The sequence below is a fragment of the Flavobacterium difficile genome (assembly GCF_011392115.1).
Classification (GTDB): domain Bacteria; phylum Bacteroidota; class Bacteroidia; order Flavobacteriales; family Flavobacteriaceae; genus Flavobacterium; species Flavobacterium difficile.
In genome coordinates, this window is the sequence record NZ_JAAJBT010000006.1 from 1 (window position 1) to 24,795 (window position 24,795).

24 protein-coding genes and 1 tRNA gene are annotated in these 24,795 nt (G+C 32.0%); 11 read left to right on the forward strand and 14 right to left on the reverse strand.

The genetic code is table 11. The features are described from left to right. Positions 1 to 251 precede the first annotated feature (251 nt). A tRNA-Pro gene (locus G4D72_RS09990) sits at positions 252 to 326 on the reverse strand. 115 nt (positions 327 to 441) lie between these two features. Here G4D72_RS09990 and G4D72_RS09995 point away from each other — a divergent pair. Together G4D72_RS09995 and G4D72_RS10000 are read left to right on the forward strand one after the other, a co-directional pair. Then, positions 442 to 864 (forward strand): hypothetical protein, encoded by a 423-nt coding sequence (locus G4D72_RS09995; RefSeq protein ID WP_166077554.1) that lies wholly within the window; start codon positions 442 to 444, stop codon positions 862 to 864. 88 nt (positions 865 to 952) lie between these two features. Beyond that, complete coding sequence (locus tag G4D72_RS10000; protein ID WP_166077555.1) at positions 953 to 1,249, forward strand: DUF721 domain-containing protein; 297 nt, start codon at positions 953 to 955, stop codon at positions 1,247 to 1,249. Positions 1,250 to 1,369: 120 nt separating this feature from the next. On the opposite strand, the gene G4D72_RS10005 is transcribed toward G4D72_RS10000, so the two are convergent. The 3 genes from G4D72_RS10005 to bshC form a co-directional block, all read right to left on the reverse strand. Then, entirely contained in the window at positions 1,370 to 1,789 is a 420-nt protein-coding gene (locus tag G4D72_RS10005) for a nucleoside-diphosphate kinase (protein ID WP_023570090.1), read from the reverse strand. Between the two features lie 63 nt (positions 1,790 to 1,852). Next, positions 1,853 to 2,677, reverse strand: coding sequence for a formylglycine-generating enzyme family protein (locus tag G4D72_RS10010; protein WP_166077557.1), 825 nt, complete (start codon positions 2,675 to 2,677; stop codon positions 1,853 to 1,855). A gap of 162 nt (positions 2,678 to 2,839) precedes the next feature. Continuing rightward, positions 2,840 to 4,420, reverse strand: coding sequence for a bacillithiol biosynthesis cysteine-adding enzyme BshC (bshC, locus tag G4D72_RS10015; protein ID WP_166077778.1), 1,581 nt, complete (start codon positions 4,418 to 4,420; stop codon positions 2,840 to 2,842). Positions 4,421 to 4,491: 71 nt separating this feature from the next. Here bshC and G4D72_RS10020 point away from each other — a divergent pair, with 71 nt between their 5' ends. The 5 genes from G4D72_RS10020 to G4D72_RS10040 all read left to right on the forward strand — a co-directional run bounded on the left by G4D72_RS10020 (position 4,492) and on the right by G4D72_RS10040 (position 12,896). After that, positions 4,492 to 6,675: a B12-binding domain-containing radical SAM protein gene (locus G4D72_RS10020; RefSeq protein WP_166077558.1), complete on the forward strand. Its 2,184-nt coding sequence runs from the start codon at positions 4,492 to 4,494 to the stop codon at positions 6,673 to 6,675. A 233-nt stretch (positions 6,676 to 6,908) separates the two neighbouring features. Next, positions 6,909 to 8,900 carry a response regulator gene (locus tag G4D72_RS10025; RefSeq protein ID WP_166077559.1) on the forward strand — a complete coding sequence of 664 codons (1,992 nt, stop codon included), beginning with the start codon at positions 6,909 to 6,911 and terminating at the stop codon, positions 8,898 to 8,900. Positions 8,901 to 8,993: 93 nt separating this feature from the next. Continuing rightward, positions 8,994 to 9,479 carry an acetyl-CoA carboxylase biotin carboxyl carrier protein subunit gene (locus G4D72_RS10030; RefSeq protein ID WP_166077560.1) on the forward strand — a complete coding sequence of 162 codons (486 nt, stop codon included), beginning with the start codon at positions 8,994 to 8,996 and terminating at the stop codon, positions 9,477 to 9,479. A 128-nt stretch (positions 9,480 to 9,607) separates the two neighbouring features. Next, complete coding sequence (gene accC / locus G4D72_RS10035) at positions 9,608 to 11,047, forward strand: acetyl-CoA carboxylase biotin carboxylase subunit (protein WP_166077561.1); 1,440 nt, start codon at positions 9,608 to 9,610, stop codon at positions 11,045 to 11,047. 307 nt (positions 11,048 to 11,354) lie between these two features. Beyond that, a complete protein-coding gene (locus G4D72_RS10040; protein WP_166077562.1) occupies positions 11,355 to 12,896 on the forward strand; it encodes an acyl-CoA carboxylase subunit beta in 1,542 nt (513 codons plus the stop codon). 93 nt (positions 12,897 to 12,989) lie between these two features. On the opposite strand, the gene G4D72_RS10045 is transcribed toward G4D72_RS10040, so the two are convergent. From G4D72_RS10045 to mtaB, 5 genes are all read right to left on the reverse strand, one after another. Next, positions 12,990 to 13,274, reverse strand: coding sequence for a hypothetical protein (locus G4D72_RS10045; RefSeq protein ID WP_166077563.1), 285 nt, complete (start codon positions 13,272 to 13,274; stop codon positions 12,990 to 12,992). Between the two features lie 89 nt (positions 13,275 to 13,363). Next, a complete protein-coding gene (locus G4D72_RS10050) occupies positions 13,364 to 13,744 on the reverse strand; it encodes a PH domain-containing protein (RefSeq protein ID WP_166077564.1) in 381 nt (126 codons plus the stop codon). 132 nt (positions 13,745 to 13,876) lie between these two features. Continuing rightward, positions 13,877 to 14,968: a HigA family addiction module antitoxin gene (locus G4D72_RS10055; RefSeq protein ID WP_166077565.1), complete on the reverse strand. Its 1,092-nt coding sequence runs from the start codon at positions 14,966 to 14,968 to the stop codon at positions 13,877 to 13,879. A 14-nt stretch (positions 14,969 to 14,982) separates the two neighbouring features. Then, on the reverse strand, positions 14,983 to 15,303 hold the full coding sequence (locus G4D72_RS10060) for a type II toxin-antitoxin system RelE/ParE family toxin (protein WP_166077566.1): 321 nt from the start codon (positions 15,301 to 15,303) through the stop codon (positions 14,983 to 14,985). A 198-nt stretch (positions 15,304 to 15,501) separates the two neighbouring features. Further along, positions 15,502 to 16,830, reverse strand: coding sequence for a tRNA (N(6)-L-threonylcarbamoyladenosine(37)-C(2))-methylthiotransferase MtaB (gene mtaB / locus G4D72_RS10065; RefSeq protein WP_166077567.1), 1,329 nt, complete (start codon positions 16,828 to 16,830; stop codon positions 15,502 to 15,504). Positions 16,831 to 17,558: 728 nt separating this feature from the next. On the opposite strand from mtaB, the gene G4D72_RS10070 reads away from it, so the two are divergent. The 4 genes from G4D72_RS10070 (at position 17,559) to G4D72_RS10080 (ending at position 19,784) form a co-directional block, all read left to right on the forward strand. Further along, complete coding sequence (locus G4D72_RS10070) at positions 17,559 to 17,813, forward strand: type B 50S ribosomal protein L31 (protein ID WP_166077568.1); 255 nt, start codon at positions 17,559 to 17,561, stop codon at positions 17,811 to 17,813. Between the two features lie 143 nt (positions 17,814 to 17,956). Next, complete coding sequence (locus G4D72_RS10075) at positions 17,957 to 19,129, forward strand: GlmU family protein (RefSeq protein WP_166077569.1); 1,173 nt, start codon at positions 17,957 to 17,959, stop codon at positions 19,127 to 19,129. 185 nt (positions 19,130 to 19,314) lie between these two features. Next, positions 19,315 to 19,446: a hypothetical protein gene (locus G4D72_RS13490; protein ID WP_262887227.1), complete on the forward strand. Its 132-nt coding sequence runs from the start codon at positions 19,315 to 19,317 to the stop codon at positions 19,444 to 19,446. An 11-nt stretch (positions 19,447 to 19,457) separates the two neighbouring features. Then, positions 19,458 to 19,784 carry a hypothetical protein gene (locus G4D72_RS10080; protein ID WP_166077570.1) on the forward strand — a complete coding sequence of 109 codons (327 nt, stop codon included), beginning with the start codon at positions 19,458 to 19,460 and terminating at the stop codon, positions 19,782 to 19,784. Positions 19,785 to 19,888: 104 nt separating this feature from the next. Here the strand turns inward: G4D72_RS10080 and G4D72_RS10085 are convergent, their stop codons facing one another. From G4D72_RS10085 to G4D72_RS10105, 5 genes are all read right to left on the reverse strand, one after another. Next, the gene (locus G4D72_RS10085) at positions 19,889 to 20,296 is read right to left on the reverse strand and encodes an SRPBCC domain-containing protein (protein WP_166077571.1); all 408 of its coding nucleotides are present in this window, start codon (positions 20,294 to 20,296) and stop codon (positions 19,889 to 19,891) included. A 151-nt stretch (positions 20,297 to 20,447) separates the two neighbouring features. After that, complete coding sequence (locus tag G4D72_RS10090; protein ID WP_166077572.1) at positions 20,448 to 22,013, reverse strand: protein adenylyltransferase SelO; 1,566 nt, start codon at positions 22,011 to 22,013, stop codon at positions 20,448 to 20,450. Positions 22,014 to 22,054: 41 nt separating this feature from the next. Beyond that, a complete protein-coding gene (locus G4D72_RS10095; RefSeq protein ID WP_166077573.1) occupies positions 22,055 to 23,149 on the reverse strand; it encodes a protein-tyrosine phosphatase family protein in 1,095 nt (364 codons plus the stop codon). A 5-nt stretch (positions 23,150 to 23,154) separates the two neighbouring features. After that, positions 23,155 to 23,523 (reverse strand): response regulator transcription factor, encoded by a 369-nt coding sequence (locus G4D72_RS10100; RefSeq protein WP_166077575.1) that lies wholly within the window; start codon positions 23,521 to 23,523, stop codon positions 23,155 to 23,157. 18 nt (positions 23,524 to 23,541) lie between these two features. Further along, positions 23,542 to 24,792, reverse strand: coding sequence for a YaiO family outer membrane beta-barrel protein (locus G4D72_RS10105; RefSeq protein ID WP_166077576.1), 1,251 nt, complete (start codon positions 24,790 to 24,792; stop codon positions 23,542 to 23,544). Positions 24,793 to 24,795 lie beyond the last annotated feature (3 nt).

Consider the following 24,795-nt stretch of genomic DNA (forward strand, 5'->3'; position numbering starts at 1 on the left):
TAAAAAAGTTCAATTGAAGATACACCTAATTTAGAGTTTGTGTAAGTGTAATAGAGGAAATAAAAAAAGGAGACTTCAAATTATGAAATCTCCTTTGTCGGGGTGGCAGGATTCGAACCTGCGGCCTTCCCGCTGTGCGGGACGCGATAAGCATTAAAAAAGTTCAATTGAAGATACACCTAATTTAGAGTTTGTGTAAGTGTAATAGAGGAAATAAAAAAAGGAGACTTCAAATTATGAAATCTCCTTTGTCGGGGTGGCAGGATTCGAACCTGCGGCCTCCTGCTCCCAAAGCAGGCGCGATAACCGGGCTACGCTACACCCCGTAATTGCGAATGCAAATATACAGTTATTTTTATAACATCAAAATGATTTACGTGTTTTTTTCTCAGTTAAAATAATTTGTATTTTGTATATTTACCAAACATTTTAAATTGTATGATGAAAAACTATTTTTGCCTAGTATTATTAACAACTGTCTTAATTTCTTGTACTTCAAAACCAAAGAAAGAAGATATTAGTAAACTAAATGGCTATTGGGAAATTGAAAAAGTTGCATTTCCTGATGGAAATAAGAAAGAATATAATGTAAATGAATCAATTGATTTAATTTCAATTAAAGACAATAAAGGTATTAGACAAAAAGTAGCCCCACAATTAGATGGTTCTTATTTGAAAGGTATTTTACAAGATAATATTAGAATTGTAGATAGTGCGGATTGTTTTTATTTGAAAACGAATTCTAAGTTTACAAAATGGGAAGAAAAAATTCTTTCCGTTTCTGATGAAAGTTTTGTTTTAGAAAATGAAGCCAAAATTGTTTATCACTACAAGAAATTCGTACCCTACGAAAAAAGAAAATAAGAAATAATCGCAACGGTTTAAAGTCTACTTAAGCAAATAAAAAATGCGATACCATATAGCTAATTAAAAAAACAATAAATATCTAGATATGAAGCGATTTAATGATGATTTTTCTGTAGGTGATGTAATGAAAGAGTTTATAAAAAAATCTTCTAAACTTGAAGCAGGTTTAGATGTCATAAATGTTAAAGAAACTTGGTTTAAAATGATGGGACCAGCTTTTAAAAACTATACACAGCAAATAGAATTAAGAAGACAAACACTTTATATACAATTAAACTCATCTGTCGTTAAGCAAGAATTAGAATACGGAAAATCGAAAATTATTAAAATGTTGAATGAAGAATTGGGTAAAGAATTGATAAAAGAAATTGTGTTTAGGTAAAAGGGATAAGGCAAAAGTGAAAAGATAATAATAAAACAAGAAAAAGGCGACTTGAATTTTCAAATCGCCTTTTTTATTTATATCAACTGTTCACTAATTACTGAACACTGATTACTCTTTTTAGAATTGCTCTCTTCCAGCGAAGTGGAATGCACTTTCAATAGCAGCATTTTCATCTGAATCTGAACCGTGAACTGCATTTTCTCCAATTGAAGTAGCATATTTTTTACGGATAGTTCCTTCAGCAGCATCTGCAGGATTTGTAGCACCAATTAAAGTTCTAAAATCTTCTACAGCATTCTCTTTTTCTAAGATAGCTGCAACGATTGGTCCGCGAGTCATGAATTCTACTAATTCACCAAAGAATGGTCTTTCTGAGTGCACTGCATAAAATTTCTGAGCGTCAGCCACAGTTAATTGCGTTAATTTCATTGAAACGATTCTGAAACCACCTTCAGTAATCATGTTTAAAATTCCACCGATGTGTCCGTTTTCAACTCCATCAGGCTTAATCATTGTAAATGTTCTATTTGTAGCCATTTTTCTTAAATTTTTTGCAAAGGTAGTATTTAATTTTTTATTGCAAAGCGGTTTTTTTGAAATTTATTGAACAACAGATCTAACGACTCTAAAACCATAGAATTCATGTGTCTTTTCTGGAGCAGTTGAAATTCTGTTTGCTGGTCGCACATAATTGATTTGACTGTCCCAAGAACCGCCTCTAACGCTTTTCTTTTCGCCACTTTCTGGTCCTTTTGGATTTTTACTATCTTCAATTTTATAATAATCTTTGTTGTACCAATCCCAACACCATTCCCAAACATTTCCACTCATATCGTATAAACCAAGTTCATTTTGTAATTTACTTCCAACAACATGTGGTACGCCATTACTATTTCCTTTGTGCCAAGCAATTTCATCTAAAGTATTGCTTCCTGAATATTTAAATCCTTTAGATAGTTTCCCGCCTTTTGCAGCAAATTCCCATTCTGCTTCAGTTGGTAATCGGTAACCATTTGATTTGAAATTACAAGTATAAAACGGACCATTCATTGCATAAGCTGGTGTAAATCCCTCTTTTTTACTCAACCAATTACAATATGAAATAGCTTCTTCCCAAGTTATGTTGTTCATGGGTAATTTATCTTGCCAACCCCATTTTGGAGCTTTAGGCATTTTTAATTTTGTGGCTTTTGTATATTGTTTCCATTCCCAAACGGTAACTTCAAATTTGCTAATTTCAAATGCGTTTAAAGTTACTTCATGTTTTTTTTGTTCGTCGGTATCGGCATTTCCATCTAAATCATCTGATCCCATGAAAAAAGTTCCACCTTCCACTTTAATCATAGAAAAAGGTAATAAGGTGTAAGAGGAAAGTAAAAAGGAAACAAGTAGCGTAACTGGTAATAAAATTGTTATTTTTTTCATGTTTTTTAAGTGAATTGTTAAATTTGGGTTATTTTACAGTCACAAATGTATAATTACAACAAATTATAACAACAAAAAACAGATGAATTTTAATTAAAATCGATGAAATGCAGTAAATTTTATATCGGAAGTGCTTTTTTTTAGTTAAAAATTACGAATAATTTATATTTTTATGGTTTTGAATTCCGTTTTTAATGGATTTGATAATAAAACGATAGTATTTATAATTTCTTTTGAATAAAACTCGCTAAAATTATTTTTTCGCTCTTGCAGGCTGTTTTTTGGAAACAATTCATTTTGTAAGTGAATTATACGTTCTAATTTTTCAGCATGTACTCTTTTTTCAGCTTTTAATAAACGTTTTTCTAGATTTTCTAATCCTTTTATTTGTTTGGCTTCTTGCGCTTTTACAGCTCCCATAAAAGACTTATCAGTTTGTGCTGCAATATTTAATAGTGCAGTAAATTGTTTCTGTAGCATTGTCTTTTGTTCTGTAAAATCAATTTTGAAAACAGATAATTCTTTTGTTTTTTGATGTATTAATTCATCTTGTGTTAAAAATAATTCCGACCAAGTTATTTGAAGTTTCTCAATTTTTTCTATTTGTTTTTCAGTAGCAACCACAAATGAATTACGTAAAATTAATATAGGAAAAGTCACATTTTGACATTCGAAATTACTTTTTAATTCTAACCAATAGGCAATTTCTCCACCGCCACCAATGTACGCTAAGTTTGGTAAAATCACTTCTTGGTATAAAGGTCGTAAAATCACATTAGGACTAAATTTCTCCGGCGAATTTTTAACCAAATCTAAAATTTCTGTTTCAGAAAATTGAATATCTGTATTATTAACTTTAAAGATGTTGTTTTCGAAAATTATACGTTCACGTAAGTGATCTTCAATGTAAAAGAGGTTGATTTCTCTTGGGTTAACTTGAACCGTATAAGCTTTTAAATGCTCGATAGTTTTTGAAACTTCTTTGTAAGAATTTTGATTTATCAATTCCTCTTTTATGTACGGAGCAAAAAGTGTTTTTAAAGTTGCATCGTCGCCATCAATAATAACCAATCCTTCTTCTGAAAATAATTCATTCGCTAGATAACGAGTGGCATCGGCTAAATTGCTGTGCTCTAAATAAGATTTTGTAAATAATTCTTTTAAAAATTTAGCATTTTCTCCAATGCCAATTGCATCTGAAAATTCTTCAAAAACTTGATTTAAACCTTCAGTAGACAAACGACCAACTGGTCCAGAACTTTCTCTTGTCCACTTAATTTTTTTATCCTTCAGATGGAAATGATTGATTTCATGAAAATCGTGATCTTCTGTCGCCATCCAATAAACAGGAACAAAATTATGTTGTGGATATTTTTCTTTTAATTGCTTACATAAATTTATTGTAGAAGCTATTTTGTAGAGAAAATAAATCGGACCTGTAAATAAATTTAACTGATGTCCTGTAGTTATAGTATATGTGTTTTCAGATTTTAGTAGTTCAATGTTACTTTGCGTGTTTGCTGAAATAGTAACATTCTGATTCTGATTTTTTAAAGCTTCTACAAGAACCAATCGATTTTCTAAACTAAAATTTTTCGATTTCTCATTAATTTGAGCTTCGAAATTTTCTAAAGTAGGAAAACGATGGTAAAGCGATTGTATTTCTGGCTTTTCATCTAAATAATCTACAATTAGTTTAGAGAAATAACCCGATTTTTGATACGAAATACAGTCAGTTGGCATATTTTTTTTTACAAAAATAATCATTTTTCGCCATCCACAATTAATTTTTATCTTTGTAAAAATATTTTTTCTTGAAAGAGCTACTTCTCATCACACCGCCTTTTACACAATTGAATACGCCTTATCCTGCAACGGCTTATATCAAAGGGTTTTTAAATACCAAAAATATTGCTGCTTTTCAAATGGATTTGGGAATAGAAGTGATTTTAAAATTGTTTTCCAAAACAGGATTACAACACATTTTTGATGCTGTAGAAGAATCAAAACTTATTTCAGAAAACTTACAACGTATCTTTAGTTTGAAACACGACTATATCGATACGATTGATGCTGTAATTACTTTTCTTCAAGGAAATAATGCGACATTGGCACGCCAAATTTGTAGTGGAAATTTTTTGCCAGAAGCGTCTCGTTTCAATCAGCTAGATGATATGGAATGGGCGTTTGGAAATATGGGCATGCAAGACAAAGCCAAGCATTTAGCTACGTTATATTTAGAAGATTTATCTGATTTTATTGTGGCATGTATCGATGAGAATTTCGGTTTTAGTCGCTACGCTGAACGCTTGGGAAGAAGTGCGAATTCTTTTGATGAATTATACGCTGAATTACAAAACGAAACAACATATATTGATTCAATCACGCTTAAAATTTTAGAGAACCGAATTAGAGAAGTTCATCCGAAATTGGTACTAATTTCTGTTCCTTTTCCCGGTAATTTATACAGTGCTTTTCGTTGCGCACAATTTATAAAAGCTAATTTTCCTCAAATTAAAATTTCGATGGGTGGCGGTTTTCCGAATACCGAATTGCGTAGTCTAAATGATAAGCGAGTTTTTGAGTTTTTCGATTTTATTACTTTAGATGATGGCGAATTACCAGTAGAATTAGTACATAAAGCAGTTTGTAATCCTGAACTTGTTTCCGAATCTGAATTCAAAAGAACTTTCCTTTTAGAAAACAATGAGGTCGTTTATAAAAACAACACGACAAAATCTGATTACAAACAAGCAGAAGTAGGCACACCAGATTATTCCGATTTATTATTAAATAAGTATATTTCTGTTATCGAAATTGCCAATCCAATGCACAGTTTATGGAGCGATGGGCGATGGAATAAATTAACAATGGCGCATGGCTGTTATTGGGGAAAATGTACGTTTTGTGATATTTCTTTAGACTACATTAAAATTTACGAACCTATCGCGGCTAAAACTTTGGTCGATAGAATGGAAGAACTAATTGCGCAAACTGGCGAAACTGGTTTTCATTTTGTAGATGAAGCTGCGCCACCAGCTTTAATGCGTGAAGTAGCTTTAGAAATTTTAAAACGTAATTTAGTAGTTACTTGGTGGACCAACATTCGTTTTGAAAAAAGTTTTACCAAAGATTTATGTTTGCTATTAAAAGCTTCAGGTTGTATAGCAGTTTCTGGAGGTTTAGAAGTGGCATCAGATAGATTATTAGAACTTATTAAAAAAGGTGTTACTGTTGAACAAGTAGCAAAAGTGACGCATCATTTCACGGAAGCCGGAATTATGGTGCATGCGTATTTGATGTATGGCTATCCTACACAAACGATTCAAGAAACGGTAGATAGTTTAGAAATGGTGCGACAACTGTTCGAATTAGGAGTAATTCAATCCGGGTTTTGGCATCAATTTGCGATGACAGCGCATTCTCCAGTAGGTTTAAATCCTGACGAGTTTGGAGTAATTCCGCAACAAAACGAAATTACTTTTGCCAATAACGACATTCAATTTAAAGATAAAACAGGTATCAATCACGATAAGTTTAGTTTCGGATTAAAAAAATCGTTATTCAACTATATGCACGGATTGTGTTTCGATTACGATTTACAAGATTGGTTCGAATTTAAAATTCCGAAAACTAAAATTGCACCTAATTTTATTGAAGAAGCTATTTTTGATACTTCTGATTTCTCAATAAAATTAACTTCTAAAGTAATCTGGTTGGGTAAACAACCCATTGTTGAACATTTTACCAAATCTAAAAAAGGTAATTCTTGGGAAATGACAAATTTACTTTTTCATTTTAAATCGGAATCTGTAACCATTACTTTAGAACAACCAATTGCAGAATGGTTAATTGAAATTTTACCAGTAATTCAGACAAATCCAATTTTGCTTAAAGATTTCAAACAAAATTTTGAAACGCATTTCGACGATTTTGAATTGTTTTGGTTTTCAAAACCTATAGTTTCACTTCGTAATTGTGGATTATTGACTTTTTAAATTTTTATGTTAAATCACAACATGTAATATAAAATTATTGTTATATTACTGATATTTATTTGCTAAAAATCTTGTTTTGTTATTTTTTTATTATATTTAAAAAATTAATTGCAGGTGTATTTATGAATTTTTTGGTAAATAAATATAAAAATTCCACTTATTTCAAGGTTGTTTCATTGTTGTCAATAGTTTCAATAGGATTATTGCTAATAGTTCTTTCGTTGTACTTATACATGAGGGTTCAAGAAAAAGAAATTTTCAAAAACAGTAAAGAACTTTATGAAAATGAAATCAACTCACTTCTAAAATTAAATTCAGAATCTTATGGTTCTGTAATAGGCGATGTTACGTATTGGGATGAATTTGTTGATTTTACCAAAACTAAAAACATCAAATGGTTTAATACTTCTGTGGCTAATATTATTGATACTTATAATATTGAATATATTGCAGCTTATGATATTAATGGTAATTTTATTACGAAAGTTTCCACAAATAAAATAAAAACCAAAGCCTTTATTCCTAAAGAAGTTTTTAATAAAATTAAAGAGAAAAAAAACGATAAATTTTATCTCAGCATTCCAGAAGGAATAGTAGAAGTTTATGGCGCGACCATCCATCCGTCTGATGATCCGTTTAAAAACAAAACCAAACCATCTGGGTTCTTCTTTATGGTTCGTCTTTTAGATAGAGAATATTTTGCCAATATTGAAGAAATTTGTAGTTCTAAAATTAAATTTTACGAGGGAAATGAACAAGCAATAAAAACTGTTTTTACCACAGTTCCGCTTCAAGATATCCATAAAAAAGAAGTCGCTAAATTGTATTTCAAAAGAGCGTATAATATCGATTTTTATATCACTAAAAGTATACTTGCTGTTATGGCAATTGCAATCTTGTTAGCTTGGATTGTATTTTTCTATTATGCGAATAAATGGTCAAGGTTACCGTTGAATTTAATCAAGAAAATTTTAAAGAAAAGCGATGTTGCTGCTATAGAAGATTTAAAAAGCATAAAAGGTGAGTTTCGTTATATGGGGAAACTTTTTGAAGAAAACCTTAACCAAAGAACTGAACTTCTTTCAGCCAAAACCAAAGCTGAAGAAAGTGATAAACTGAAATCGGCTTTCTTAATGAATTTATCACATGAAATTCGAACGCCAATGAATGCCATTGTTGGTTTTTCCGATTTATTGCTAGATCATACCATTACGGAAGAAGAAAAGCAGGAGTTTGTTAGAATCGTACAATACAATAGTAGAATTTTATTGAGTATTGTAGATGATTTAATTGAAATGTCTAAAATCGATTCGAACTTAATTCAACCGAATTACAGTAATGTCAATCTGGAAAATATATTAAAAGCGGCTTTTGAATTGGCAACTTTTTCAAATAAAAATACCAATGTGGTTGTAAAATTGCAAGAGCCTAGTCACAAATTAAAAGGAAATATTCTTACCGATGTTGTTAAACTGAATCAAATCATCATTAATCTTTTAAATAATGCTTTAAAGTTTACGGATGAAGGTTTTGTGATTTTAGATTACGAAGTTGATGCTAGTAATAAATTAATTGTTTTTAGTGTCAAAGATTCAGGTATCGGAATGCCTGAAGAATTTACAGATAGAATATTCAAACGCTTCAATAAAATTAATGCCAAAAATATTTCTGCAAATGAAGGTTTAGGATTAGGTTTAGCCATCTCAAAATCTTATGTAGAAATGCTTGGTGGCACAATTTCTGTAAAAACTAAAGAAGGTTTAGGTTCTACATTCACTTTCACGATTCCTTTAATATATGCCGATAAAGATTCTATTGAAGAAGAAAAAGTAAACGAAATAATAAATTATAATTTAGGAAATGAAGAAATTGTTCTTGTTGCAGAAGACGATAATATTAATTATCAACTGATCGAAAAACTACTGAAAATTTTTAATTTTAAAGTTATCAGAGCGCATGATGGCTTAGAAGCTGTAGAAATTTGTAAAACCAATGACGAAGTTGACTTGGTTTTCATGGATATTAAAATGCCAAATTTAGACGGTTATGGTGCTTTCCAACAAATCAGAACATTTAACACAACGTTGCCAATTATTGCTCAAACTTCTTACTCATTTCCTGAGGAAGTCGAGAAAATTAAGCAACTTGGTTTTAATGATTTTATTTCTAAACCCTTAGAAAAGGAACGCTTGTACGAATTGGTTAAAAAATACTTCAATAAGTAATTTTTAAACTATATCATTTTTACAAATTCTTCTTAATAAAATTTACGAAAACGTTTTCTTTTGCTTATTTTTACGCTCAAATTATATGTAATTATGAGTAAGCCTTATAAAATTTCAGTAAACGGAAATCAAGTTTTTAATTTTACTGATAACAGCCTAACCACTTTAGATGCTGTAAGTGTAGAAGAAAATCATTTTCATATTCTAAACGAAAACACTCCATTTCAAGCAGAAATTATCGCTGCCGATTTCAATTCAAAAAAATATTCTGTAAAAGTTAATGGCAATACATATGATATTGCAATTGCTAACGAATTAGATTTACTTATTGAATCGATGGGAATTGCCGTTGGTGCCGGTAAAGTAGTTAATGAAATTAAAGCACCTATGCCAGGATTAATTCTAGAAATTTGTGTAACTGTCGGACAAGAAGTAACTGAAAATGAGCCATTACTAATTCTAGAAGCTATGAAAATGGAAAACACATTGGTGTCGCCTCGTAGCGGTAAAATTAAGTCAATTACTGTTGCCAAAAGCAATGCTGTAGAAAAAGGACAATTGTTAATCGAGTTTGAGTAAAAAGCCTCCCTAAATCCCTCCAAAGGAGGGACTTCAAAAATTGGGAGTAAAAATAAAAATAAAGTATAACCATAAAACTTTTTACAAAGTTTTTCAATTCCCCCATTTGGGGGCTAGGGGGCTAACATATGAAAAAAATATTAGTTGCAAATAGAGGTGAGATTGCCATTCGAGTAATGCAAACCGCCAAAAAAATGGGAATTAAAACTGTCGCTGTATATTCTACAGTAGATAGAAATTCGCCACACGTTAAATTTGCTGATGAAGCGGTTTGTATTGGTGAAGCGCCATCCAATCAGTCGTATTTATTAGGCGATAAAATTATAGAAGTTTGTAAGGCATTAAACGTAGATGGTATTCATCCAGGTTACGGATTTTTAAGTGAAAATGCCGATTTCGCAGAATTAGTTGAAAAAAATAACATTACGTTCATCGGACCGAAATCTAAAGCCATGAAGGTGATGGGAAGTAAATTAGCTGCTAAAGAAGCCGTGAAAGCTTTCAATATTCCAATGGTTCCAGGATTGGATGAAGCGATTACAGATATTGCTTTAGCGAAAAAAGTAGCCTCAGAAATTGGTTTTCCAATTTTAATTAAAGCTTCTGCTGGTGGTGGTGGAAAAGGAATGCGTATCGTAGAAAACGAAGCGGAATTCGAATCGCAAATGGACAGAGCAATTTCAGAAGCTACAAACGCTTTTGGAGATGGTTCGGTTTTTATCGAAAAATATGTGGGTTCTCCACGTCATATTGAGATTCAAGTTATGGCGGATAGTCATGGCAATATTTTGTATTTGTTTGAAAGAGAATGTAGTATTCAACGCCGTCATCAAAAAGTAGTGGAAGAAGCACCTTCTTCGGTTTTAACTCCAGAAATTAGAAAAGCTATGGGTGAAGCGGCTGTAAAAGTGGCTCAATCTTGCGATTATTTAGGAGCGGGAACAGTAGAGTTTTTATTAGACGAAAACAAGAATTTCTACTTTTTAGAAATGAATACGCGTTTGCAAGTAGAACATCCGGTAACGGAAATGATTACAGGTTTAGACTTAGTGGAAATGCAAATTCGTGTCGCTCGAGGCGAAAAATTAAGCATCACTCAAGACGATTTACAAATTAAAGGGCACGCGATGGAATTACGTGTGTACGCAGAAGATACATTAAACGATTTCTTACCAAGTGTGGGACATTTAGATGTGTACCAAATTCCAGTAGGTGAGGGCATCCGTGTAGATAATGGTTTCGAACAAGGAATGGATGTGCCCATTTATTACGATCCGATGTTAGCGAAATTAATTACGTATGGAAAAACCCGTGAAGAGTCTATCGAGTTGATGATTAAAGCGATTGCAAATTATCATATCGAAGGAATTAGTACAACCTTACCATTCGGAACTTTCGTAATGGAGCATGAAGCGTTCCGTTCAGGGAATTTCGATACGAATTTCGTTAAGAAATATTACGACAGCAACAAACTAAAAGCCAAGTTCGACAAAGAAGCAGAAATTGCCGCTTTAGTAGCTTTGAAAAGATATTTAGAGGATAAAGAGATTGTAAGGCTTCCTAATTAATCAAAGAGCCAAGTAAAAAGTTAAAAGAGCCAAGTGAAAAGAGCCAAGTTAAAAGAGCCAAGTTAAAAGAGCCAAGTAGAAAGAGTCAAGTAAAAAGGGCTAAGTAGAAAGAGTCAAGTGAAAAGGGCTAAGTTAAAAGAGCCAAGTTAAAAGAGCCAAGTAAAAAGTTAAAAGAGCCAAGTAAAAAGTAAAAAGGGCTAAGTTAAAAGAGCCAAGTAAAAAGCTTTGTGAGCCTTGCGACCCGAGACTGAAAGTCGAACAGACGAAGTAAAACCTTAGCGCTCTTTGCGGTTAAAAAAAATAAATCATGCAAGACAAAATAAAAATATTAGAAGATAAAATCGCCTTAGCTAAATTAGGTGGTGGTGAAAAACGTATTGCAGCTCATCATGCAAAAAAGAAATTGACAGCTCGTGAGCGTGTGGAATACTTATTAGATGAAGGTTCTTTTGAAGAAATTGGGATGTTGGTGACACATCGTACGACCGATTTCGGAATGGAAAAAGAACAATATTACGGAGATGGAGTAGTTACAGGTTACGGAACCATCAACGGAAGAGCGGTGTATATTTTCGCACAAGATTTTACTGTTTTTGGAGGTTCGTTATCAGAAACACATGCAGAAAAAATCTGTAAGGTTATGGATATGGCTTTGAAAAACGGTGTGCCAATGATTGGTTTAAACGATTCTGGTGGGGCGCGTATTCAAGAAGGGGTGCGTTCCTTAGGTGGTTATGCGGATATCTTTTACAGAAACGTTCAGGCGTCTGGAGTGATTCCACAAATTTCTGCAATTATGGGACCATGTGCGGGTGGAGCCGTTTATTCTCCTGCGATGACCGATTTCACTATGATGGTGGAAAACAACAGTTATATGTTTGTTACGGGTCCGAATGTGGTGAAAACTGTTACGAATGAAGAAGTAACTTCTGAAGAATTAGGAGGTGCGAGTACGCATTCTACGAAATCTGGAGTGGCACATATTACTTCTGAAAACGGAATTGAATGTTTGGAAGATATCAAACGTTTGTTGAGTTATGTGCCTCAGAATAACAGAGAAACAACACCAAGAGTTCCGTTTGAATTGAAAGACGAAATTAGAGAACAATTGAGTAACATCGTACCAGATTCTGCGAATAAACCGTACGACATGCATGAAGTGATTAAAGGAATTATCGATGAAGATTCTTTCTTTGAAATTCATAAAAACTTTGCGGAGAATATTATTGTTGGTTTTGCTCGTTTGGGCGGAAGAAGTATTGGTATTGTAGCCAATCAACCGATGTTTTTAGCGGGTTGTTTAGATGTTAACAGTTCGATAAAAGCGGCTCGATTTGTACGTTTTTGCGATTGTTTCAACATTCCGTTATTAGTATTAGAAGACGTTCCAGGATTTTTACCGGGAACCGACCAAGAATGGAACGGAATTATTACACATGGAGCGAAGTTATTATATGCCTTTAGTGAAGCTACTGTTCCAAGAATTACAGTAATTACACGTAAAGCTTATGGTGGTGCGTATGACGTAATGAACTCGAAACACATTGGTGCGGATATGAATTTTGCTTGGCCAAGTGCCGAAATTGCCGTAATGGGAGCAAAGGGCGCTTCGGAAATTATCTTTAAGAAAGAAATTAGTGAAGCCGCCGATCCTGAAGCTAAATTATTAGAAAAAGAACAAGAATATGCGGATTTATTCGCTAACCCATATACTGCAGCGCAACGTGGCTTTATTGATGAGGTGATTTTACCAAAAGACACGCGTAAGAAATTAATAAAAGCGTACAGCATGTTAGAAAACAAACAGGTGTTAACTCCGAAAAGAAAACATGGTAACATTCCTTTGTAGGATTCTTATGGAAAAAGAAACTCCCAATTTACATTGGGAGTTTTTTTATGTGTAGGTGAGAACTAGAAAAGTATATTTTCGTAAGGAATAAATTTAAATGCGCACGGCATATTTATAACCGCGCACGACATATTTATAACCGCGCATGGCATATATATAACCGCGCACGGCATATTTATAACCGCGCACGACATATTTATAACCGCGCACGCCATATTTATAACCGCGCATGACATATTTATAACCGCGTACGGCATATTTATAACCGCGCACGCCATATTTATAACTGCGCATGGCATATTTATAATCGCGCACGGCATATTTATAATCGCGCACGGCATATTTATAACCGCGCACGGTATATTTATAACCGCGCACGGCATATCTATAACTTCGGAAAGTATATATGAATAGACCTGACAGGTTTTTAAAATCTGTCAGGTCTATATAAACATTGAGTAGTTGACTTATTTCAAAACGTGATGTGCTAAAACCTTTTGAACCTCGTACACATTTACGGCTTTGTTAAATTGCTTTACGATACTCGGTTGTACTTCGCTAGACACCCAAATTTTCAATTCGGCTTCTAAATCAAATGTACCTGCAGTTTCGATACTGAAACGAGAAATGCTTTTATAGCTTATCGATTTGTATTCCGTTTTGCTTCCAGTAAGGCCTTGCACATCGACTAAAATTAAACGTTTGTTGGTGAAAATAAACGTATCACGAACCAACTTGAACCCTAGTTCTATTTCTTCTGAATCGGTTAATAATTGACCGTATTTTTTGACTAAATCTTCTTGGCTAACGGCTCCTGCGTTACCTAGTAGTGATGAAAATATTCCCATTTTTTTGTTTTTTAGATTATATGTTGTTTGTTTTTTGTTGTAATTATATTTTATTGGCTCAAAGTCGGGAGACTTTGCGTAGCGGGGTATTGATGTTGGAAATAAAATGATTAATTTCTGAAATTGAAAATACTATTTTAATTTTTTATCAATTGTTGTATTTAAAGCATAATAATCCATTTCATAACAAACTCTACCTAATATAATTGCTGGGTGAATATTGTATCTATTTGAAATTTCAACTATTTTTTCATCGTTGAGAGGAATGTAATTTGTAATAATATCTTCCCAACAATTTTCAGTAATCAATTTTTTTTGAGCAAATTCATTTGCTTCTGTTTCAAAATGATTAACTTCTTTGTGAGTAAGATCTAAAAATTTTTGTTCTTTATTGTTTTTTAAATGTAAAGCAATATGACCTATTTCGTGCATTATTGTAAAAGCAAAATTATCTATTCTACTATGTCTTAACGTAACGGCAATTGCAGGATTGTTTTCTGACCAAAAAGAATAACCATCAACAGGAGTTTTTTCTAGTTTTTCTATTGCTAAAAATTTGACACCAAATTGATTTAGTACATCTTTTACTTTAGTTAATGTATTATTGTTTTCGAAAAAAATATTATTTAAATTTTTTGTTAGTTGCTCAATATTATCAAAATTAAAAGTATTTATTAATTGATTTTTTGCTTCAAATTCTGCTAAAGAATTCCATGCAATCATATTTTTATCATCAATTTTTAACTTTTCTGATTTTTTATAAAAAGCAAACTTTTTAGTTGCAAAAATATTAACCAAGTCATCAATTGTATTTATTGAATAAATTAATTTTATTTTGGTAATGTTTTCCTCTAATTTTTCAGATAAATATCCTTGCTTTTTAAAATAATTAACAGGAACATATTCTTTGATTATATTCCATAATTCTATTAATTTAATTTTATTAATGTTTTTTTCTTTGATTCTTGCACAATCAATTTCATACTGTGACTGGAATTTCATCCAATAATCAGCTGGAATTTCAAGAGTTTTTTCTAATAATATTGCTAAATCTGCAGTTATAGGTCTTTTTCCTTTAATGATTTCATTCAAAAAAGAGGGTTTTACACCAAGTAATTCCGCTAAATCTTTTTGTTTTATATCTTCTCTAAATTCAAGTTCATCTTTTATTAAAATTCCTGGATGAGTTGCTTCAAAAGGGATGTTTTGGTTTGTTGCTTTCATAATAATGTTAAGTTTTATGAGTAATGATTACTCAAATCAATAATTGAACAGATTGTAATCGTATTGGGTGGTAATCCTTCTACAAAACTGATAAATTCTACTCGATATTTTTTATCTACTCGAACAGATTCAATTCCTTTTTTACTTCCAATTAATTTTTCATAATTTAAACTTTTTATTGGGTACAAATCCTCGATATTTTTTGCAACTCTTAATTTATCGATAGTTTGTTTGTACTTTTTTATTATATCTTTTTGGAATCTATATTTTTTGTTTTTGCATTTACCTTCTTCGTAAAGTTCTCTTAAGTAATCTTCTGTGAAATTTATTTGCATAGGCTTTTAGTTTCTTGAGGCAAAGATACAAATAATTCACTAAAAAAGTGAATTTTTTGTAAGTTAAATTATTTTTGATTCGTTATGGTTAATTTGTAAATACTCAGATTAAGTATTTAGATATTAGTAAACATACAAAAAATCCCACAAAAAAAGACCGCCAAAAGCAGTCTTTATGTCATGAATTTATCAACAAGTTTATGCTGGTACTTTTACAAATTCCATTCGTACCAAACCGTCATCATCAATTTTGGTTAGGGTAATTTCGTGTAAGGTATTCGCTAATTCTGGGTTCCAAGGTGTTTTTACTTTTACGTAATTTTCGGTGAAACCAGTAATGTAACCTTCTTTGTTTTCGTTTTCAAATAAAACGGTTCTGGTGGTGCCTAACTGACTTTCGTAAAAAGCTCTGCGTTTTTTTACAGATAGTCCGCGTAACATTTTACTACGTTTGCTTCTTACGTTGGCTGGTACGGCGCCAGGCATATTGGCAGCTTCTGTATTGTCGCGCTCACTATACGTAAATACGTGCAAATACGAAATGTCCATTTCATTTAAATAGTTGTACGTATCTAAAAAGTGTTCGTCGGTTTCACCAGGAAATCCTACAATTACATCCACACCAATACACGCGTGTGGCATCACTTCTTTAATTTTATTTACGCGTTCCGTATAAATTTCACGTTGGTAACGACGCTTCATTTTTCCTAATAGCTCATTGTTTCCACTTTGTAAGGGAATATGAAAATGCGGGACAAACGTTCTACTTTTGCTTACAAATTCTATGGTTTCGTTTTTTAGTAAATTAGGTTCGATACTTGAAATTCTTAATCTTTCAATACCTTCCACTTTGTCTAATTCTTGTACTAATTCTAAAAACGTATGTTCGTGTTTTTTGTTTCCGAATTCTCCTTTACCGTAATCGCCAATATTTACGCCAGTTAATACAATTTCTTTGATGTTTTGCTCTGAAATTTCTTTGGCGTTTTTCATTACATTTTCCAACGCATCACTTCTAGAAATTCCACGCGCTAACGGAATCGTACAATACGTACATTTATAATCGCAACCATCTTGTACTTTTAGGAACGCACGGGTTCTGTCGCCAATAGAATAACTTCCGACATAAAAATCGGCTTCTTCAATTTCGCAACTGTGCACTTCGCCCATATCGTTTTTGGACAAGTCGTTAATGTAATCGGTGATTTTAAATTTTTCTGTCGCACCCAAAACCAAATCTACACCATCCACTGCGGCTAATTCTTCGGGTTTCAATTGCGCATAACAACCTACGGCGGCTACAAAAGCTTTGTCGTTTAGTTTCATGGCTTTTTTTACCACTTGTTTGAATTGCTTGTCTGCATTTTCTGTTACCGAACAGGTGTTAATAACATATATATCAGCCACTTCTTCAAAATCTACTCTGTCAAAACCTTCGTCTTTGAAGTTTCTGGCAATGGTAGAAGTTTCCGAAAAATTCAGTTTACAACCCAGTGTATAAAAAGCTACTTTTTTTCTATCAGACATAATCATTTTCTTTGGGCGTGCCCTTTCAGGTCGTGCTATCCGTTACAATCTTTTTTTATGTCTTGAAAAAAGCCACAAAAAAAGGATTTTCACTCTTATCACTCACGCAAATCGGTTGCAAAATTACGTTTTTTTTAATTATTGAACAATTGTTTGTTTTTAGCTTTCCTGCAAGGTTTTCAAAACCTTGTAGGTATTTTGAAATAAATTGTTTTTATATCTTAGCGTTTTGTTTCTCTGATGATGTGATTAAGAAGAGAAATTGCTGTAATGTTTTAGATTAAAACCTACAAGGTTTTGGAAACCTTGCAGGATTTGTAACTCAAGAAAATAGAGCTCAAAAACGATTGTATTTTTCATTTTAAAGTAGAACTTGATTTAAGGATTGTCCTCCTGAGGATTTGATACTAAGAGGAGAAACGATAGTTTCGGAAAAAAAGAGTCTAAAAACATCTTTTGAAACCAAAACGTCGATACAGCCCTGGGTGCAGTGGCATCCTATTTGTAGAAAGGAAAAAGGAAGGAAACAAATAGATATAACGGAACACAGGACTAAAAGTGAATTAAAAAACAAAAATTCTGCTGCATACACTTGGAAATTGATAAATAAGTATTACATTTGCACCCTGAAATAAAAACAAAATTAACAAAAGGTTATAAGGCGTTTACACCTTTTTATGTAAAAAGCCGCGAAACAAATTATAATCATACATTTAAAGATTTACAAAATGAGAAAAGGAATTCACCCAGAAAATTACAGATTAGTCGCTTTTAAAGACATGTCTAACGATGACGTATTCATCACAAAATCAACAGTTGAAACTAAAGAAACTATCGTACACGAAGGTGTAGAATATCCAGTTTTCAAAATGGAGATTTCTAGAACGTCTCACCCTTTTTACACAGGTAAATCTAAACTTATTGATACTGCAGGTCGTATTGATAAATTCAAAACTAAATACGCTAAATTCGATAAAAAATAATATCCAATTTATCTATCATACAAAACCTCGATTTATTCGGGGTTTTTTTATTTTTATAAGTCAAATTTCTTTGTAAATTTGAATCGTTAGGTTTTCAAACAAAACCTTTAAATATTAAACGAAAAAACTTTTAAACTTATCTCATGAACTACATACTTTTTGATGGTCCGCATCGTAACGCTCTATTACCTTTTACTTTTACTAGACCAGTTGCCGATATTCGTGTGGGGATTTTAACCATTCGCGAAAAATGGGAAAAACATTTGGGATATACGACCACTACAGTTACCGAAGAATATTTGTCCGACAAATGGCCTATGGTAGAAATGGAACACAACGTGATGATTAACGCGTCGTTTTTACCGAATGAAATTTTGGTGGAAATGGTAAAGAATTTAGAGTTAAATCAAGCGATTTTCCAAGACGAAGAAGTAGTGGCATTTTATGCGAAAGAAGGAGAAGAAGTAGATTTTGATGCTTTTGAAAGTATTGAATTTACAGAAGAATGTATCAAAATAGAAAACACTTGGGATATTTTCCAAAAAAATGAAGCAGCCATTCGCGAAGATTTTGAATTGCTAACAGAAGACAGAACATCACAACCGATTCCTAAATCGGTAAACGTATTATCACCCGAACATATTTTTATAGAAGAAGGCGCGAAGTTAGAATTCGTAACTTTAAACGCTTCAACAGGACCCATTTACATCGGTAAAAATGCAGAAATTATGGAAGGTTCTGTCATTCGTGGACCTTTTGCCTTATGCGAATCGGGTAGAGTGAAATTGGCTACAAAAGTGTATGGCGCTACAACAGTTGGACCACATTCTGTAATTGGTGGTGAAGTGAATAATTCGGTTTTATTTGGGTATTCGAATAAAGGGCATGATGGTTTTTTAGGTAATGCTGTTTTAGGCGAATGGTGTAATATTGGAGCTGATAGCAATAACAGTAATTTGAAAAATAATTACGAACCTGTCAAATTGTGGAGTTATGAAACGGAGAATTTTGCTCAGACAGGCTTACAGTTTTGCGGATTGATGATGGGCGATCACAGTAAATGTGGTATAAATACGATGTTTAACACTGGAACCGTTGTAGGCGTAAGTACCAACATTTTTGGCGCTGGATTTCCGAGAAATTTTGTACCAAGTTTTAGTTGGGGCGGCGCATCAGGATTTACAACTTATGTTACCAAAAAAGCGTTTGAAACCGCTAAAATCGTAATGGCAAGACGAAATGTGGAATTTTCAGAAGAAGATGCTAAAATTTTAGAACACGTTTTTGAGGAAACAAAAAAATATAGAAAAGAGTAATGGAGTTTTGGGTGATTGACTTAATCGTTTTTATAATCTCTGCTTTTTATATTTATAATATATCTTATTATTATGATTATAGATATGTAGGGAATGTCATACGGTTTGCTTTTGTCTATTATTTTTTTTGCAATTTATTATTAAAGAAGATTTTAGAACATTTTATTAATCAAGAAGAGATTTCAATGAATTATACTATTCTATCATTTATTGTCTGTTTGATTATTTGTGTTTTATTTAGAATTTATTTAGTCAGCAAATTTGGTAAAGAAGAACGTTTTGCCAATACAGAGGAAATTGAAGATATTGGTAATTAAAGAGAAAAAATATGATAGGAATTTTATTAATATATTGGGTAGGAAAGTTTTTTTATGAATTAGCACAAACGTATACTAAAAGTAAATGGGGATTTGCTATTTTAGGTTTAGTGGTTTATTTTGGAAGTCAATTGGTATTGGGATTTGTTTTAGCTGTTTTTAATGATCTTTTAGCATTAGGCATCGATTTCGAAAATAATTATGGAATCAATTTATTAGGAATTCCGGTTGGAATTTTAGCTTGTTATATCCTTTATCATTATTTACAAAAGAAATGGAAAAAAGAATACATTAATCCTTTATCTGAGATTGATTCTATTGGAGTTTCAAATGAATAAATAAGCTAAAAAAACCGCAGATTCACAGATTATTATGTCTTGTATTTGCGGTTTTTTGTTTGTTTTTAAATAGTGTGAAACGCCTTAAAATGGGTTTTGAAACGTTAATTAGCTTCTGTATACTTTTTAAAATTATCCAAAATCATTTGCCAACCAGCTTGTTGTAATTCTTCTGAATTTTCTGTTTCAGGATCAAATTTTTCTACTACTTCTATGCCATTTTCAGTTTCTTTGAAAGTGACAAATATTTTTCTGTCGTCTTCTAAAAGGTAACTAATTTTTGAATGTTCTTCAATTTCTGTATAAGTTCCACTAAAATCGAAACTCATTTCTCCATTTTTAGCAGCCATGGTGTAAGCAAACGATTTTCCGATTTCTAATTGGTTTTCTGCTTTTGGACAATGCCAATCGTCGCTTGCGAAATTCCAATTTGTAACGTGTTTTGGGTTGGTGAAGTATTCCCAAACTTGGGCTAATGTTTTGCTTTTGATTGTGGTGCTAACGGTTATCATAGTTATAAATTTTTTACTCCTTTGGAGTAATTAATGATTGTTTTACTGTTCTTTTCAAAATATTTTTAAACACAGATTGAAGAAATTCTAGTAATTTTTATAATTTCTTTAATCCGTGTTGTTTCACTTTCTTATTCTTTAAAAATCTAAATTAAGAACTACAACTCAACATCGAACTTCCAATTTTTTGTCGGGCCCAATCGGGTCTTTTGGCGAACCATTTTTCCATTTCAGGTTGTTCTTCGTATGGATTTAAAAGTAACTTATACAATTCATCAATTAGAGCATACTCTTCATTTTCGGCTAATTCAATCGCCATTTGCGCCATATAATTGCGTAAAACATATTTCGGGTTGCATGCATTTAAATTTAGTTTTCGTTCATCATCTGAAGTTGTGTCTTCTTTTAAAATAGCTAAATATTGAGCAAACCAAAAATGCCAGGTTTCTAATATGATTCCAGTTACTTCTTCAGGTTTATAAAAAGCTAAGTGGATTTTAGAAACACAATCTTCAACCGAATCCGCTTTGTTGATTTGATTTAAATTTCTGAAAAAGATGGTATAATCGGTTTCAGTCTGTTCTAAATTGTATAATATTTGTTGAATCAATTTATCTGTTTCTTCGGTTTTAGAAGTAATTCCGAGTTTTTTTAGCATCATTTCTGAGAAATCTTCGTCGTATTTTTTGGCAAAATTATTCAGAATCGTTTCTAAAGGTTCAGCTTCTTCAATTAATGGATATAAAGCATTCGCCAATTGGTATAAATTCCACAAAGCAATATTGGCTTGGTTGCCATAACGGTATCTTTTGCCTTCCGCATCGGTAGTGTTAGGCGTCCAATTTGGGTTAAAATCTTCTAACCAGCCGTAAGGTCCATAATCAATTGTGATCCCGTGAATGCTCATGTTATCGGTATTCATCACACCATGAACAAACCCAACGCGTTGCCAATGAACAATCATTTCTCTTGTTTTTTCGGCAACATGTTTAAAAAATGCTATATATTTTTCTTTTCCTTCCGATTGAATTTCAGGATAATAGTTTGAAATTGTATAATCAGCTAGTAGTTTTAAATTTTCGATATCATTTTGAGAAGAAAACAGTTCGAAACTACCAAAGCGAATGAAGCTTGGTGCAATTCGGCATACTATCGCACCTTTTTCCATAGCTGGATTTCCATTGTACATGACATCTCGTAACACTTCATCTCCAGTTAAAGTTAAAGACAAAGATCGAGTAGTGGGAACGCCCAAATGAAACATAGCTTCGCTACATAAATGTTCACGAATGGAAGAACGCAAAACAGCCAATCCATCTGCACGACGGGAATATGGTGTGGCTCCAGCTCCTTTTAGTTGTAAAGTAAATGTTTGATGGTTGTGTTCTATTTCTCCTAAAACAATGGCTCTTCCATCGCCTAATTGTCCGGCCCAATTTCCGAATTGATGTCCGGCATAATTCATGGCAAAAGGTTTGGAATTGCTAACAATTGCAGCACCAGATACTAAATGTAAAAAGGTTTCCGATTGAATAAAATCATCTGAAAAACCAATTAAATTTTGTACTTCTTTTGAAATGTGTAGCAATTTGGGATTGCTTGGAATCCTGGGTTTTACATACGAAAAAGCAGCTTTTGGTACTTGTCGCGTGTAATTTTCTTCGATAGCATCTGAAGGTAAATTAGTGGTGAATTTATGTAAGAATTGAATAGACATGGATGTAAAATTGTCTTTCAAAAGTACTTATAAATTTTAAACTATTTTAAAGATTGGTATAGTTTTAAGAATTTTTTAGAATTTTCTCTTTCAGTTGAAAAGGCATGAATAACCATCGGTTTAGGTAATTTTTTAATCTTCTCGATAACTGCCTTTATTTTATCGTCTGAATCGGTAGCCAAAACAGAGAAATTATGAAATTCTTGATGGTGTTGTACGATAATTTTTTGCTCTTTTTCTATCCATTTAATTTCCTCAGGATGCTCTGGATTCATTAAATTCACAACCGTTTTAATATTTGAATTTAAAAAGTAATGAAATAATTCTTCATCTGTAGGATAAGGTGTAAAATACACATCAGTAGAAACTACAAAAACAGGTCCTCTTTCAAAAGGTTTTTCCGTTTTTATTTTGTTGTGTTTGATGGTGCTTTTAACTAAAATTTGTTGGTTTTCTGCTTCTACAATTTTTTTAAAAACTCCAGCTCGGTCTTTACCTAAGCTGCAATGTACATAGTATTTACCTTTAGCAGTTTGTGCTAATTTTTTGATTTTTGCTATAGATTCTTCGTTTTCAGAAATCCATGGTAACATTGGTATTGAAATGACTTTTAAATCTAATGTTTTGGCAATTTCTTTTTCTTTATTAAGCAATACGGGTTCTGCAGGAACAACCATTGGGTGTAATAAGGAAACTATCCCATCATAACCTTCTGCTTTAAGTTTTTTTAGTTTTTCTTCATTAGGATAAGGACCAAATTCGAAAGTGGTATTTTCATTTTTTGCAGCAGCAATATTTAAATCACTTGTGATTAAAATTTCTGGTTTAAACGTAAATATGCCTAATGAAATTCCAATAATTGTAATGGCAAAAAACACATAAATTCTTTTTAATAAAGTATTTTTATTCCAATAAAGATTTTGAATTTTATAAGCAAAAAATAGCGATAGAAGTATTAAAAGAAAAATAACTAACATTTGTAAATTATTTTCTTTTAGACTATTCCACTCTTCTTGTTTAGCATAATCTGCTAACCATCTTGATGGACCAATTGTTAAAGATAGTAATCCAATTGGAATAAAAAGAGCTGCAGCAAAAATGCCATAAATTATAAAATTTAAAAACTTTGAATTCATATCACTTAATGGTGTAAGAAAAAGCGTTTTACTCGTAATACTAATTCTACAGGGTTAAAAGGTTTGGCAATTAAATCATCGGCACCTAATTTAAAGGCTTCAATAACAGTTAAATCTTCTTTTCCTAAAGAGGAAATAATAATTACTGGGACATCAGGAAAATTAGCTTTTGCATAAGAAGTGATTTCTAACCCAGATTTATAGGGAAGCATAATATCGGTAATAATTAAATCTGGTAAATAAGAATTGATTTTTTCCATTCCAATTAAGCCATCTTCTGCAAATTCTATTTGATATCCTTCTTTCTTTAGCAGAAATTCGATAATGTTTTTTATAATTTTATCATCTTCAATGATAAGTATTTTATTAGTCATTTTATAGTGTTTTTGGGGTTAAAATAAATATACTAAATTAATTGAGAAATTATATTCATTTTGATATTTATCGGGAAAATACTCTTGATTATTGAAACTAGCACTACAGCCAACAATGTATTTTTTTGCTAAAAGTTTGCTATATCCACCGCCAAAACGGTAAGATGTTAAGGCAATTCTTTCCTGAAATTGCGTTAATGTTTCTCTTTCATCAGGAGAAGTTCCGTAGCCAATATTAAAGGCAAAAAAATCGAATCTTGAATTGTAATAATGTCTAAATTGTAAGGCAATTGAAGGGTAAAGTTTAGGTTCGTCTAACTGAAACGAAGTTCTTAAATTGATCCAATTGCTTTTGAAATACTTTCCTAAAGCTAAAATTCCTGAGCTTGAGTTGGTATTTTCTCTTTTGTTATATCTGTAACCTACTTCAGATTCAAAGCCTTTACCCAGGGTGTAATAATTGGAAAATAAAAATCGAAATTCTGGAAACACTTCACCATCACTAAATCCGAAATTGGCAAACGAATAGCTTTTTTTAGTGGTTTTAAAATAAGATTCTAGTTCATAAAAATAGCCAAAATTCTGACTTGTTCCATTTTGTCTTCTATCAATATAAGTTATTCTACCGCCAAGTGAAACTTTGTTAAATTGTTTGGCATAATTTAAAGAAGTTTGATGCCATGGTCCGTAATTGTCTCGACTAAAGTTTGTTATGGTATATGTTGTTCCGATTCTATTTGTTTTGATATTGCTTTTTACCTCGAGAAGTTGATTTTTTAGTATGGCATCATCTGGAAACTTCTTATTTAAGAATTCTAAATATTCCACACTTTTTTGAGGTTTCTCTTCTGCATTTATAACCTGAAGCTTAATCAAATAAAATTCTTTTTCTTCCGGATGAATATCTAAACCTGAATTGATTATTTTTAAGGCAAGATCTTTATTTTCCGCCTCTAATTCTAATTTACTTAAATAGGTAAACGCTTCTTTATACTTGGTGTTGTTATTAATTACATGTTGAAAATAATATCTCGCACTGTCTATGTTTTTTTCATTTTTATGAATTCTGCCAAGCGCGATATGAAAATCTAAATAATTAGGTGCTGCTTTTATACACTGATGTGCTATTTTTTTAGCTTTAAAATAGTCTTTTGTTTCAGATTTTATTAGATTATTTGTGACAATTAACAAACTATCGGTGTTGATTTTTTGCCCCACAACACAACTGCAAAACCCAATAAGAAAGAATAATAATAATTTGAATTTCATATT